The organism is Vibrio sp. 10N.247.311.49 (assembly GCF_041467655.1).
Classification (GTDB): domain Bacteria; phylum Pseudomonadota; class Gammaproteobacteria; order Enterobacterales; family Vibrionaceae; genus Vibrio; species Vibrio crassostreae_C.
Genome location: NZ_JBFSVA010000006.1, coordinates 146,801 through 161,699, shown reverse-complemented (window position 1 = coordinate 161,699; position 14,899 = coordinate 146,801). Strand labels below are relative to the sequence as shown.

9 protein-coding genes are annotated in these 14,899 nt (G+C 46.6%); 2 read left to right on the top strand and 7 right to left on the bottom strand.

Annotated features, from left to right (window positions below; all coding sequences use genetic code 11):
• Window positions 1–11 precede the first annotated feature (11 nt).
• The 4 genes from csdE to AB6E54_RS08780 all read right to left on the bottom strand — a co-directional run bounded on the left by csdE (window position 12) and on the right by AB6E54_RS08780 (window position 3,072).
• Entirely contained in the window at window positions 12–440 is a 429-nt protein-coding gene (csdE, locus tag AB6E54_RS08795; protein WP_229647796.1) for a cysteine desulfurase sulfur acceptor subunit CsdE, read from the bottom strand.
• A gap of 41 nt (window positions 441–481) precedes the next feature.
• Window positions 482–1,291 (bottom strand): tRNA cyclic N6-threonylcarbamoyladenosine(37) synthase TcdA, encoded by an 810-nt coding sequence (gene tcdA / locus AB6E54_RS08790; protein WP_016768337.1) that lies wholly within the window; start codon window positions 1,289–1,291, stop codon window positions 482–484.
• A gap of 113 nt (window positions 1,292–1,404) precedes the next feature.
• The gene (gene mltA / locus AB6E54_RS08785) at window positions 1,405–2,517 is read right to left on the bottom strand and encodes a murein transglycosylase A (RefSeq protein WP_017064192.1); all 1,113 of its coding nucleotides are present in this window, start codon (window positions 2,515–2,517) and stop codon (window positions 1,405–1,407) included.
• An 81-nt stretch (window positions 2,518–2,598) separates the two neighbouring features.
• On the bottom strand, window positions 2,599–3,072 hold the full coding sequence (locus AB6E54_RS08780) for a DUF2850 domain-containing protein (RefSeq protein WP_372105939.1): 474 nt from the start codon (window positions 3,070–3,072) through the stop codon (window positions 2,599–2,601).
• A 161-nt stretch (window positions 3,073–3,233) separates the two neighbouring features.
• Here AB6E54_RS08780 and argA point away from each other — a divergent pair, with 161 nt between their 5' ends.
• Both argA and AB6E54_RS08770 read left to right on the top strand, forming a co-directional pair.
• On the top strand, window positions 3,234–4,571 hold the full coding sequence (gene argA / locus AB6E54_RS08775; RefSeq protein WP_017064194.1) for an amino-acid N-acetyltransferase: 1,338 nt from the start codon (window positions 3,234–3,236) through the stop codon (window positions 4,569–4,571).
• A 283-nt stretch (window positions 4,572–4,854) separates the two neighbouring features.
• Entirely contained in the window at window positions 4,855–5,046 is a 192-nt protein-coding gene (locus AB6E54_RS08770; protein WP_046224581.1) for a hypothetical protein, read from the top strand.
• Window positions 5,047–5,127: 81 nt separating this feature from the next.
• Here AB6E54_RS08770 and recD read toward each other — a convergent pair whose 3' ends face one another.
• From recD to recC, 3 genes are all read right to left on the bottom strand, one after another.
• Window positions 5,128–7,338: an exodeoxyribonuclease V subunit alpha gene (gene recD, locus AB6E54_RS08765; RefSeq protein WP_372105907.1), complete on the bottom strand. Its 2,211-nt coding sequence runs from the start codon at window positions 7,336–7,338 to the stop codon at window positions 5,128–5,130.
• Window positions 7,338–11,012 (bottom strand): exodeoxyribonuclease V subunit beta, encoded by a 3,675-nt coding sequence (recB, locus tag AB6E54_RS08760; protein WP_372105909.1) that lies wholly within the window; start codon window positions 11,010–11,012, stop codon window positions 7,338–7,340. Before recB ends, recD begins: the two co-directional genes overlap by 1 nt.
• A 409-nt stretch (window positions 11,013–11,421) precedes the next feature.
• A complete protein-coding gene (gene recC / locus AB6E54_RS08755) occupies window positions 11,422–14,898 on the bottom strand; it encodes an exodeoxyribonuclease V subunit gamma (protein WP_372105911.1) in 3,477 nt (1,158 codons plus the stop codon).
• Window position 14,899 lies beyond the last annotated feature (1 nt).

Below are 14,899 nucleotides of genomic sequence, written 5' to 3'. Positions count from 1 at the left end.
TCAAGGAGATATTAAGCACTTAGCTCTTGGATTTGAGCAACAATCGCTTTTAATCCATTACCGCGAGATGGGCTAAGGTGGGTAATTAGACCGATTTGTTCAAAGTAACCATCAATATCGAACGCTTGAACCTGCTCTGATGTTTTTCCATCATACGCAGCCATTACTAATGCAATCAGACCGCGAACGATACGCGCATCAGAATCAGCACAAAAGTGCCAAACACCGTCGATATTCTGAGAAACCAACCACACTTGGCTTTCACAGCCAGAGACAACCACCTGCTCACTTTTCAGTTCATCAGGCATCGTTGGCAGTTTCTTGCCCCATTGAATCACTTGACGATAACGGTCTTCCCAACCGCTGAAAGTCTGCATCTTTGCGACAATATCATCACTGGTAATTTCTTGGCCGAATGGAGAACTTGGAAATGACGTCATTTTTATATCCAGTAAATTCTTAGTAAGCTCAAAGTAACGAGTTACTTAGTATGCTTTTGAACGATCTTTTCTACGATACGTGAAACCGCCACAAAACCAAACGTAGCCGTTACCACCGTTGCTGCGCCAAAACCTGTCGCACAATCCATTCGTTTTGGCCCTTCTGCGGTCGCTTTCGCAGCACATACACTGCCGTCAGCTTGAGGATATTTAAGTTGCTCAGTCGAGAACACACAATCGATGCCAAACTTACGTGCTGGGTTCTTAGGGAAATTGTGATGACGACGTAATGTGTCTTTCAATTTCTTCGCTAACGGGTCTTGAATCGTCTTAGTCAGATCAGCCACTTTGATTTGAGTTGGGTCGACTTGGCCACCCGCACCACCCGTGGTGATCACTTTGATTTTGTTACTACGACAATACGCCAACAGCGAAGCCTTAGCTTTCATGCTATCAATCGCATCGAGAACAAAATCGAACTCTTTCGACAAATACTCAGCCTGATTGTCAGGACCAATAAAGTCATCAATCAGGTTCACTTTACACTCAGGGTTAATCAACTTAACGCGCTCAGCCATCACTTCGATTTTGCTCTTGCCAACCGTACCCGACATTGCGTGGATCTGACGGTTGATGTTGGTCACACACACATCATCCATATCGATCAAAGTCAGCTCACCTAAACCAGTACGAGCAAGCGCTTCAACCGCCCATGAACCTACACCGCCAATACCGATCACACACACGTGTGCTGCTCTAAGTATGTCGACTTCACTATTGCCATATAGGCGACGGGTGCCACCAAATCGTTGGTCATAGTTTTCTGAAGCTGGAGTGGTCAATTCACGCATTGTTGCCGCCAATTTATTTCTGAGAAAAAGAAAAGAGTGCGTTTTATACGCACTCTTGAATAAAAAGTCTAGGGGATTAGCGATTCGCTTTCAATGCCCTATTTTATTGTAGCTTACTCAACCTTTTCAGGAGGCAAAGCCCAAGGCGCTTCAGTTGCGCTGCCATCTAAACCGAGCTTCCACACACGACCAAAATGCTTGTAATGGCCCGCTTCTGTACCCGCTCGAGGGCCCATGCCGTGGTAAAGGTCCAAATGGTTTTGCTTAACCGCGCCGCCCGTATCCAAAACCAATAGCAGTCTTAGTTGATGAGCGCCGCTCCAAGTACCATCAGCATTCAATAATGGAACCTCAGCAAGAATCGGCGTCCCCATAGGCAAGATAGAGCGATCGCCCGCAACCGCCGCCATAGGTAATAGAGGAATGCCCGCGCTACCCATCACAGATAGGTCGTCTCTCGCTTCAAAAAACACGAAAGATGGGTTTTGCTCAAGCAGCTCTTTGACCACTTCAGGATCGTTTGCCAATACCCACTCTTTGATTGCTTTTAGCGACATTTTTTCGCGTGGAACTAAGCCTCGTTCAATCAGAACACGGCCAATGCTCACATAAGCTTTATTGTTCTTACCCGCGTAGGCGAAATACTGCAGCGTGTCATCATCACCGAAGTGTACAAATCCACTGCCCTGTACTTCCATCATAAATGGGTCGATACGGTTTGCTGAGTAACCTAACTCAAGGCCCTGACCTTCTAGTGCGCCGTTGTAAATCTCTTGGCGTGTTGGACACTCTTTACCACACTCAGGAAGCCCGTAAACAGGGTAACGATATTCTTCATTCGCTTCGTGGCGCAGCTCCATCACAGGAGAAAAGTAGCCCGTGAACAAAACATTGCCTTGTTTATCACCACCACCTAGTTGAGCGGTTTGAACGCCAAAATTCGCTAGCTCGCTTGGATCTCCACTCAGCATCGCCCACTCATTGAGTTGTTGATAAAGCGGCTCATAGATTTTAGCCATCGAAGGGGATTTAGAAACCACCATCTCAGCTTGTTCTGCAAATGCGGTGTAGTCTCTTGGTTTATTGGATTCAACCTGATCGACCTTATTCAAGGTGCGAGGAAATTCGTCATCAAGGTGTTGCTGAGCAAGATCAGTGGGTTGAGCACAGCCAAATAACAAAGAGGCAGCGACAAGGGGAAGCCATTTTTTAATCACAAGAGTCATCCTAAAAATTCTATGCATCGAGGATGACAAAAACAGTCAGATAACACAATCTTAGATTGTAAGAGTTTACAAGAAGATAACCTATCGGACGGAGTTATCGATATGGCCCTTAAGGCGGAAGATGGGATTGTAGTGACTGTCAGAATCGAGCACCATTTCTGTATTGTCAGAATTGGTCATGCGGAAGCGATAGGTTTTATCACCCGCCTTGTATTCAAAGTAGTTTCCATCAAAGTCAAAGCTCGTCGAAACAACAGACCCACGAACTGACACACCATTAGCATTCAGAACAAACTCATCGGTCGCATAATGTGCAACATCTTGCTCTATCCAAGTGCCGTATATCAGATTGTCGGGCGTCGCCGCATTTTGCACTCGGGAAAGCACATCGCCGAACAAAGAAACCACCGCAAACGAACCCACTAAGGCTAGAACCATTAAACAGCGTTCAATGATCTTACGCTTCAACTTAGATTGATTGCGCTGTTCAGCTTCGCTGTAGAGACCTTTGGTTATCTCATCGATTTTGTTCTTTGTTGCTGGAGCTTGTTGCATTCGGTGACTACTCATAAGGATGCTATGCGCATTCTACACTGAGACAGTTTATATATAGAAGCCTAGATAAGAATAGTTTGCGCTTTATTCCAAAAAGGTGTTGTTTACATTTGAATTTAAATGCTAAATTATCGAATAAATAAACAAAATGGACTTGTTCTGTGAAATTAAGAAGTACAGCGCTAGTAAAAGGTTTCAGACAATCAACCCCTTACGTAAATGCTCACCGTGGCAAAACCATGGTCATTATGCTGGGAGGCGAAGCCGTTGCCGACAGGAACTTTGGTAACATTATTAGTGATATAGCCTTGCTCCACAGCCTTGGAGTAAAGATTGTTCTCGTTCACGGGGCAAGACCGCAGATCAACCAATTGCTCGCCAAGCAAGATTGCCATACGCCTTATCACAAGAATATTAGGGTCACTGATGAATATTCTTTGGGCGTTGCTATGCAGGCTGCTGGACAGCTTCAACTTGCCATCACCGCACGCCTCTCAATGAGCTTAAACAACACGCCGATGGCAGGCACTCAACTCAATGTTATGAGTGGTAACTTCATTACGGCTCAACCGCTTGGCGTGGATGACGGTACGGATTATTGCCACAGCGGGCGTATTCGTCGAATCGATATCGAAGGGATCAATCGCACGCTTGACCAAGGTTCAATTGTACTGCTTGGCCCTATTGCCAGCTCCGTGACAGGCGAAAGCTTTAACCTACTTTCTGAAGAGGTCGCTACCCAAGTTGCTATTCGTCTAAAGGCCGACAAGCTGATTGGCTTCTGCTCCGAACAAGGGGTAACAGATGAACGCGGTAACGTGCTCGCCGAACTCTTCCCTAAAGATGCCAAGCAAATTCTAGAACGATTAACGGAATCTCAAAATCCTGCCGAAGACATGAGCACAGGAACACTGCGCTTCTTGAAAGGAGCGATCTCCGCTTGTCGAGCTGGTGTGCCTCGTTGTCATCTAATCAGCTACAAGGTAGATGGCGCATTAATCCAAGAGTTGTTCTCTTTTGACGGTATTGGAACCCAAGTGGTCATGGCTAGTGCCGAGCAAGTAAGACAAGCTCAGATCGACGATATTGGCGGCATCTTTGACCTTATTCGCCCTCTTGAAGAACAAGGCATCTTAGTGCGCCGCTCTCGAGAACAGCTAGAGCAAGAAATCCACCGATTTACCATTATTGAAAAAGACGGGCTGATTATCGGTTGCGCAGCGCTTTACGCATACCCGGAAGATCATATGGCGGAGATGGCGTGCGTGGCTATTCATCCTGATTATCGTGATGGCAACCGCGGGCAAATATTACTGGACTACATGCGTCATCAATCGAAGTCTCGTGATATCGACCAAATTTTCGTTTTAACCACACATAGCCTGCATTGGTTCCGTGAACAAGGGTTTTACGAGATCGGAGTTGATGAGCTACCGATGGAAAAACAGGGGCTGTACAACTATCAACGTAACTCAAAAATCTTAGCGTTAAATGTGTAAATAAAGTTTTGGACTAAAATCTCACTTCAAAGGAAAAATAATTGCAAATGTAATCGTTTTCTATATGAGATTTATTAACTATGCACTTTCACTCACACGTATAATTGTATAGAATTTAGACGCTTTAATAATCTTAACAAATGTTTTTATTGGAATTGCCATCTCGATAGTCATGTCGAACTCATTGAGGTGGTCACTGCACGGATTGCTATACCCGTTGACGGCCAGCACGCTAACATTAGCTCTGCTCGTTAATATAAACAGCAAAAAGAGCAACATTGATATGAGAACCATTGTTTGTAACTCGCTGCAAAGTTTTTGGGATATGGCTGATAACCAATTCTTAGAAGGGCTAGACGTACACTGCGTGTTCCCTGTTAGCGAGAATCTAAAAGAGTTTATTTTGAATTGCCAAGCAAAGTACAAGATAAACCACATATCGTTTACTCGAGCGTTTTTAGGCTCTGATTCCTAATAACGCTCAAAGCAACCAAGGATGGTTGCTTTGTGTTTGTCTAGCCCTAAGTTCAAAACCTTCTCTAGCCGTCCATAACGACTAATTCGTTAAGCGACTGCCTAAACCACTCACTCGCTCTGTTTTCACCTTAATCCCACGCTTCAACACATTTGTATCGCTGAACATCATCAGTCGTTTCTTCGCACGTGTAATACCTGTATAGATAAGCTCCCGCGTTAAAATAGGGCTGAAATCTGGCGGCAAGATCATTAAGGTCAGATCAAATTCACTACCCTGAGATTTGTGTATTGTCATTGCATAAGCCGTTTCATGATCGGGCACTCGGCTTGGTAGCACAGCTTTTACGCTGCCATCGGGCAACTCAAAATAGACCTTCAAACGAGGGGTTAAGTCAGGTTGACTAGAACCCGCCTCAAGCATACAGATACCAATATCACCATTGTACAAACCCAAGCCATGATCATTTCGCGTCACCATAACAGGACGTCCGTGATACCACAGCTCATCATTATGAGGGCTCACCAAACGCCTTGCGGCCAGTGCTCTTTCAATTCTGTGGTTGAGGCCTTTAACACCAAAATCCCCTTCACGAATGGAACACAACAGTCGGCATTGGCTGAACAAATCGAGTACCGATTTCGCTCTCGCTTCTTGAGTTTCTAACTCTTCCAACGGCACATTCATTCTATTGAGGTACGCACCATACTCGTTAACCAAAGTACGCAGCATCAGGTTATAGCTGTCACTCGACAGAGGGTGGTTTTCGATATCGCCAAAACCTTTGGCAAACACTTGGTCTACTTGATTCGCAGAACCATTATTGATTGCTTTTGCCAGCTGACCGATACCGGAGCGCGCATCGAAACGATAACTCTTCTGCAGCATACACAAGCTATCCGCAATCGCAGGCGGATTCACCGCTCCAGCTTTGTCTTGTCTTGGTTTAGCTATCGCATCAAAACCTGTCATCTCTGCAATCAAATTGCCTTGCGCTGTGCTGTACCCTGCAGAGTTGAATGAACAGATATCACCGAGCACAGCACCTGCCTCTACTGAAGCGAGTTGGTCTTTATCACCCAATAAGATGAGCCTTGCGTGCTCAGGAAGTGCATCCACCAGCTTATACATCATCGACAGATCAACCATTGAAGCTTCATCCACTACCAAGATATCAAGGTGGAGTGGATTGCGTCGGTTATGTCTAAACTCAGCACGGTTAGGAATCGCGCCGAGTAATCGATGTAACGTGCTCGATTCAGTTGGTATGTTGGCCTTCACTTCAGGCGCTAATGGCAGCTGCTCAATCGCTTTACCAATCGACTCGGTTAAACGCGCCGCCGCTTTACCTGTCGGTGCCACCAGCTTAATCGTTGGCGTTTTACCTTGGCTGAGCGATTGCTCGATCATCGCCGACAGTAATTTGGTTACTGTGGTCGTTTTACCAGTACCCGGCCCACCAGAAATCACCGCAAAACGACGACTCAGCGCCACCGCTGCCGCGACTTTTTGCCAGTTCAAACATGCCGATAACGGCACCAAGTCGTCCAACACATCTAAGTCCGTCACCTGCTTAGCTTGTACAATCGCTTGGTCGATTGATCCCCAATCTAAAGCCTGCTCATTCACAATATCAAGATGGTCACACACCAATTGTTGGCGTAATACCTGAGACGTCTGCTGATTTGCTTCAGCCCTGGCTAAGGCGTTAAACAGAAAATGATAGCTACGTGCAAAAAGCAGATTGAGCGTTTCAGTCAGCGCTTTTTTCTGCTCAGTATTGAACTCTACCGGCTTACTTAAACGGTTTAAGGTCTCAGCCAACACAACTTCGTAGTTCCAATAACGCTGTAAATAGACACGCTGCCCATCGAACATTAGAGGCTTAACACAATCGTTGGTCGTTCCCACTAAGTTTGATGATTGAAGCACAGCCACCCAATCAATACCCAACAGTTTTTGGTTCAATTGCAGTGCAGTTTCACCGTATAACCCAAGTAACTGAGCAAGATCTGCCGCTAGTTCAGGGCCTGTCGTATGCTGCTGTATAAGCTGAGTACAAATGTGTCCTTTGCCTAATTCATGGCTCACTACCCCCGCGAGAAAGCCGATCTCTTGAGGGTAGCTCGTGGCTTGCTGAGCAAGAAAACGGGCAAATTGATAATCCAACTGACGAATAGAACCCTTATCCGCAAGAAACTGGAGTACATCCATCAGTTGCTCAGGAATAAGTGAAACTGGCTTTGCTGTGTTCGCAGTATCTATGCCGGTATTAGTGGTCGTTGTTGTCATTATAAAAGCCCCATCTGTCCAGTTTCATCGTCATTCAATTGTGCCGAACGTCTGTCTATCACTTTACCGTCAATCAATTGATCCATTTCATCAAGTAAAGCCAGTGTTGGTTTCGCCGAGAAAATACCTTGCTGAGATTGGCCGTCCATTCCTCGTAAGAACAAGTAGTACACGCCACCAAAATGTTGTTCGTAGCTGTAATTGGCAACTCGGCTGCGTAAGAAACGGTGCAACGCCAATGCATAGATTTGATATTGCAAATCATAGCGATGGTCGGCCATCGCCGATTTCAATGCCTCGCCATGGTAGACAGCAACATCATCTCCTAAGTGATTCGATTTCCAGTCGAGTACATAGTATTTACCTTGGTGCTCAAACACCAAATCGATGAAGCCTTTCAACATACCTTGCACGGTTTGGAAACCTAGATCGCCCGCTTTGGCTGACAATGGATCGTGATATTGAATGGTTTGATTCAGTTCAGATGCAGCCAATACTTCGATCGGCAGTAAGAATTCCATCTCAACTAAACGTTGCGTCGAGTCTTTCTCGCTTAGCTTTAAGTTCTTGCCGTCTAATGCGGTGTTCAGCACTGTATCGACCAGTTGCTGAAGCACAGGTAGCCACTCTAATTCATATTGCTCTGATTCTAATAAGTGAGTGATTACTTGCATGTTATGTTCACTGGTTGCTGGCTCGGTAAATTCAACCTCCTCAAACAAGGTGTGTAAGAAAGTACCTGGGCGAGCACCACGAGGGAACGTAAAGATAGAGCGTTCAGGCTCAATCAACTCAGACTCATCCTGCTCATCAGCCGAGTCAATATCAAAACCAGACACCTCAATGGTCGCGTCATGACTCGCACCGTGACTGCCCTGTTTGACAAGCCCCGAGTAACTGGTGATGCGCCAAGCTCGGTCAATTGAAGCCTTAAGTTCACTGGCCTGTAAGTCGTCACTCACTTGCTCTGTTTGCACAAAAATTTGTTCGTGAGCGGTAGGTGTTTCGGCTAACAGCACACTGGAATTCTTACCCTCAATAGCCGATAGAGCTTGATGCAATTCGGTAATACCCTGCTCTTGTCCGTTTTGAACCAAGTAGCCCATCGCACTCAAATGCACGCCTGTCGGTTCTTTGGTTGAACGCCCTTTACGTAGCGGTGCCATGCCAATAAAACATCCATAAACAGCACGAGTCAGCGCCACGTAAATCAAACGTAAGTCTTCCGCCAATCGCTCTTTGTCGGCTTGCGCTAAGGCACTATCGCTACCCGTAATATCAAGTACCGTGGTATCTGAGTCATGGTCGTAGAACTTGCCTTCGCTCGCTTCTCGGTAACTCGCGACAAATGGGAGGAATACAAGGTCATATTCCAAGCCTTTCGATTTATGAATGGTAACGATTTGAACCAAGTTTCTTTCTGATTCAAGGCGTTGAATGTCGTCGTCACTGCCACCTAAACCATTTTGAGCATCGGAAATCGCTTCTGCTAACCAACGCAACAAACCGTAATCACTATCGAGTTCTTGTCTTGCTTGTTGCAACAATTCGCCAATGTGCATTAAATCAGTGAGTGAGCGCTCACCATTTTCTTCTTCCAGTAAGCGTTCCGCGAGATGTCGTTTACTGATCACGCTGCGAAGCATTGGCAACACGCCGCGCTGAAGCCACAACTTACGATATTCTCTAAACTCGTTAACGACGTTTTCCCACACCACTTCATCGTTGTTGAGTTCATCCAATGATGCGGCATCCAGAGCAAACAACTCCGACGCTAAACTGGCGCGTAATGCTCGGTCATTTTCAGGTGTCAGCACCGCCTGCAACAAACGTTGAATATCTTGTGCGACCAAGCTGGTGAACACACTGTCTCGGTTGGATAAATACACGCTCGCAATGCCTTGTTCCGACAACGCGTTCTTAATCAGACGACCTTCACTACCGGTTCGAACCAAAACAGCAATATCACCCGCATTCACGGCATGTTGTTTTTTGCCGTTATCAAAATAGGCTTGCTGGTTTTGAGAAGCGGTCAGAATGGTTTGAATTTGACTCGCCGTCGCCTCTGCCATTGCCTTGTGATATTCGCCCTTTGGTAACGGCTTGTCTTCAGCCTCTTGCAGCCAAAAGGTGAGTGCGTGCTGAGTTTCTCCGTTCATCACCCATTGGCGTTTGTCGGCCGATGGACTGGCAGCAACGGGCAAGAATGGAATGTCTTGATCGTAGATAAACGGGCTATCCGAGTTCATAAACACTTGGTTTACTGCACTGACCATATCGGCACTTGAGCGCCAGTTAGTGCCTAAGGTGTAGTGAGCACTAACTTGGTTTCTCGCCTTGATATAGGTAAAGATATCTGCGCCACGGAAGCCATAAATCGCCTGCTTTGGGTCACCGATCATAAACAAGCCGCACTGCGGATTATCAAGATAGATTCGGCTAAAAATACTGTATTGCAGTGGGTCGGTATCCTGAAATTCATCGATCATCGCCACCGGGTAGAGCGTGCGAATCCTTTCCACCAGCAGTGACTGCTCATCGACATCGATCGACGCAGATAACTGGGTCAGTAGGTCATCAAACGACAACCACTGCTTTTGCTGTTTCGCCTTGGCGAGCATAGTTCGACAATGAGTAATCGCATGCGCCAATAACGGAGCTTTCAAATCAGCTGGGTGATTTAAGAAATCCTCAATCGCTCCGAAAACTGCATGCTGAGGTGCAGTGCCTTTCGGTGTTTTTTCAATGAGAGTGGCTTGCGAGAACTTCTCTAACTTATCTGGATATTTATAATCATGAGTGTCGCTCTGCGCCCATGCTGTCACCGCTTCTAACCATGTCGGCAGAGACTTCTTGGTGTAGCTACGTTTGTTCACATCCGAAGCAGAGATCAAAGCCAAAAAGTCCGCTTCGGATTCACACCATAGCGCTTTAAGTTGCTTCACTTTATCTAGGTTTTGGTTGTGCAGAGTTTGCAGGTCGCCCGACATCGCATCTACCGTCAATTTCAGCGGAGACCCTGTCAGATAACGATTTACGTCTGCTAATAACGCAGCCGGTGAACCCCAAATATTACGAACCTCACCAGCCAGTTGAGTCGGCAGCGGGTAAAACTGCTTACGCCAGTAGTCAGCAACCACTTGCGCTTTTAGGTGACTTTCATCGGTCACAAATTCATTATCAAAGCGGCTTCCAGACTCGAAGGCATTTTGAGTCAACATACGCTGACAGAAGCCGTGAATGGTGTAGACCGCCGCTTCATCCATTTGCCTTTCGGCATTGAGCAGTGTTTTCGCAGCGCCTGCGTGGTCTTCGATCTCTTGCAACAGAGGCGCAATCACTGGGTCATCACTTTGCCCGCGAGCAAACGCAATGCGTGCATCATGGATTCGTGCACGGATACGATCTCGCAGCTCTGCGGTTGCCGCTTCGGTAAAAGTCACGACCAGAATTTGATCTACGGTAAGTGGCTCATGATGTCGGGTAGCTTCTGTAAGCTCTCCTGTTGGTGCTGCCGTGCCGTGTCCGAGCAGTAAGCGTAAGTACAAGCCAGCGATAGTAAATGTTTTACCAGTACCCGCCGATGCTTCAATTAAACGCGCGCCATGAAGTGGAAACGTCATGGTATTGAGTGTCTGTGGAGCAATTACCTGAACACTGCTTGTGGTCGTCATGCCTTACTGCCTTCTGATAAATATGTTGTTACAAATGTGACCTAGCGTGGAAAACGTCATTCAATTTACGTCCTACGCTGATTTGTTAATAGTTAGTGCGATCTCTCTCACGGATCAATTCGGATCGCCTCGCTACTATGCGCCCACGACTTCAGGAGCGCGTACGAGTTTTGTACTTTACGGCGTTACTTTGAACCACAGAATAATGGTCCCTCTGACCTGTGGCCGTACAGCGAACGCCCTACACTAATAATGATTTACTGGCGGCCACTTTATTTCCTGTACCTTGCTTCTATTCACCTTGATTCCCTTCATCTTGAAAGCAAGCGTACCAAACGCTTACCAGCGACTCTCTTTTGTCTTTCATTAATTCAGCGCACTCGCTATTGATCTTGTCGATCACAGCCACCTACTCCTGATCTTCCAGATCGGCAGTAGCCAACCTTGCCGCCTGTAGCACAAGCGTTGAATACATACGCGACTCAGTAGCCAATTCATCGTCCCATTTAGACCAGATTCGTGAGATGTAGGTATCTCTACCCTCGCCCGTGAAGGCGAAGCTGTCATTAAAGGTATCGGCCATTTTCTTGAGTGACTTTTCTTCATCATCGACCCACTTACCACGGCTAAAGCCCGCTTCAACACCAGCTAATGCCGTTTTCGGGAAGTATGGCAATGGTGCAGTCATACCTTGATAAAACAATCGTACTAACTCAGCTAATATACTCTTCGCTTGCTGCGCATCGCCGATAGGTTGTAGCGTTTGGTGAACCACGCCCTCTTTTCTGTCATAGCCAATAATATGGGTCGTTTTTCCGTGTCCCATAACAGCGCAGGATAGATGATCAATCCACGCAGCCAAGTAATCTTGAGAGCGTATTTTGCCGCTACGGAAACGCACTAGACCTGATTGATAGTTTTGAGTTAACCACCCCATCAAGCGAACAGGCTTGCCTTCGCCTAACACGTCAAACTCGATATTCACTTCGAGATCTTGCTGCGGTGATCCGCTCACAAATCTAATCTCTTTGGCTAAGTCTTCCGCTTGAACACGATTGGTTTCAAATTCGATGTCACCAAAGGCGCCGACCGGTAATCGACCTTGGGCTTTTTGCTCAGAGACAAACAGTCGCACCGCTTCGTCTGCGCCTTCTGGGTGGTCCAGCAACACTTGCAGCAGCGCATCTTTAAGCTGGAAGCTTTCTAAGCCATTAAGCACGAACGGCTCGTCGTCTTCCATTACCGGAAGCGGTGGCTCAAACACGACTTTTAGACGGCGATTAAAGAAGTATTGCACCGGCAAACGCCAGAAACGCTGTAGCTCAACCAAATCGAGTTCTAACGGATAGCTCGCACCAAGCAAATAGTCATCCAAAGCGCGATTGAATTCACCACTGCGCTCACCAGAACGATTTGCCGCAGGAAGCCATTCTTTGGCGTAGCTCAATACATGACCTGCATCACCTTGCGTAAAGGCTGCTGGGCTAAATGGTGTCATGGTGTGTTCAAAGCTGATTGCTTGAGTCAGTTTGATACCAGAATCATCACTTGGTAATGATTGGTCTTCACTTAGGCAGTAGTTCTGGTGGCAGTACTCAATCAACTCAGAAACCAATACCGACGGTACTCGCTCAGTATTATCTTGAATCGAGCGGCCGACATAACTGATGTATAAACACTCTTGCGCCGACAACATCGCTTCTAAGAATAGGTAACGGTCATCATCACGACGAGAACGATCTCCCGGACGAGTGCGTCCGTTCATCAAATCAAAACCTTCCGGCGGCATTGAGCGTGGGTAAACACCGTCATTCATGCCTAATAGACAAACAGTTTTGAACGGGATAGAACGCATCGGCATCAGGGTACAAAAGTTCACTTGCCCCGCTAAGAAACGCTGACTGATACGCGCACCCGACAGTTTATTGTTTAAGTACTGATAGATAATGCTTAGCGATAGTTCTTGTTCGTACAAGGCATCATCAAGCTGTTCATTCAGTTGAGAAAGTGCATCACGAATCGACTTAAGCACCACCTCGCCTTCTAGCTCAACGGCGAAGAAATCATCAATCATTTGCAGCAAGGTTTCACGCCACATATCGATGGATTGCGTCTCAGCAAGGCGTTGACGGTAATGGGCAATACGATCAATAAAGTGCGCTAACTTACCAGCAAGTTCGGCGTTAATGCCCTGAACTTCGTTATAAGCTGCAATTGGAGAGTGTCCAGTTTCAAACAAACCTGCGGAATCCGACATCGCATAACCCAGTAACATACGCTGGATACCAAATAGCCAAGTATTTTGCTCGGTGGCAGGCAAATCAAACTCTGTTGCCGTAGAAGAATCGACGCCCCAGCGGATACCCGCTTCTTCAACCCACTGCTTAGCTTGTTCAAATTGAAATTCATCAATACCGAAGCGTGCCATCATCGCTGGGATTTCTAATAGCTCTAGAAGTTCAGAAGCTAGACAACGCGTGTTCGGTAACGCGACCAACTGCATGAACGCGGTCAGAATTGGGCTCTCTTGGTCTGCCGTTCTATCCGAGATCGAGTAAGGGATATAACGCTCACCCGGAGCATTACCAAATACCGCCTGAATAGCAGGGCTGTAAGCATTGATGTCTGCCACCATCACAATGATATCGCGTGGTTTTAAGCTTGGATCAGCATCAAACATCGCTAACAACTGGTCATGGAGAACCTCCACCTCGCGCATTGGGCTGTGACAAGCGTGTACCGTCAACGAACGATCGCCCAGCTCAACCACTTGTTTGTGGTTGCTGGAGTCTAAGATGTGATCGTCTTGGTGCTCTTCTAACTCAAGAATATCGGCTTGCAGTTGATGCAGCAGGCTGTCTCTCTCGACATCAATAAAGAACTCATGCTCTTCGCTGTCTGATTGAGACAGCAAGAACAGGTTATCTCTGCCCAGTTTACCCATAGACGCCAGTAAGCTATTACTGACCGCTTGGCTGGTATGCAGTTCGTCTTCAATATTGGCTTCAATGCCATCTTTTAATGGTGAGACTTCGCCTTCTAGCTGAGGTAAACCATCAACCAAAGCAAACTGCTTACGACGCTGCGCTTCCACTCTCGCCAAGTATTTACGGTCACGAATATCGCCCCAGTAATGTTGGCAAGGGTTGGTAAACATCAGGTGGACATCAATCTGCTCGCCAAGCGCTTTCAATGCGTCCATATAACGAGGAGGCAGTGACGAAATACCAAACACAAACAGACGCTTAGGTAAGTGTTGTAGCTGACCTTGTTGATTGGCTAACGCTTCAATAAAGTCGTGATACAAGTTACCACGGTGATACTTCGATTGGCCTTGAGACAGGGTTTGCTCATAGAGTGTCTTCCACAAAATTGGCTGCCAAGGATGTTCTTGTTGCCCCCCATCATCAATTAACTCGGCAACGGGCTCTCCCGCTTCCCACATCGCCATCCACTCCGGTCGATACACCAAGTAACCATCGAAGATGTCGGCAATTTTCTCTGCCAATTGGTACAACTTCGAATCATCTTCGTCGTTTTCAAGGTAGCGTTGTAGAGGTAAAAAATCAGGGTGGTCAAGCTTAGCGGGTAACAAACTCATCAGCTTCCATGTCATCGCTTCCTTGTTAAAAGCACTGCGTTTAGGTACATCAGGAAGCACTTGGGTAAACATATCCCAAATGAAGGTTGCTGGAAGAGGAAAGTCTATATTTGCTGCTACACCAAACTCTTTGGCGAGTTCCATCTTAAGCCATTGAGACATACCTGGGCTCTGAACCAAGATCTGCTCTTTTTCGAAAGGGTTGGCTAAAGGATCACTTTTGATTAAATGAACGAGAAGGATTTTTAAAGTATCGACTTTATTGGAATGGTAAACAGTAAACAAA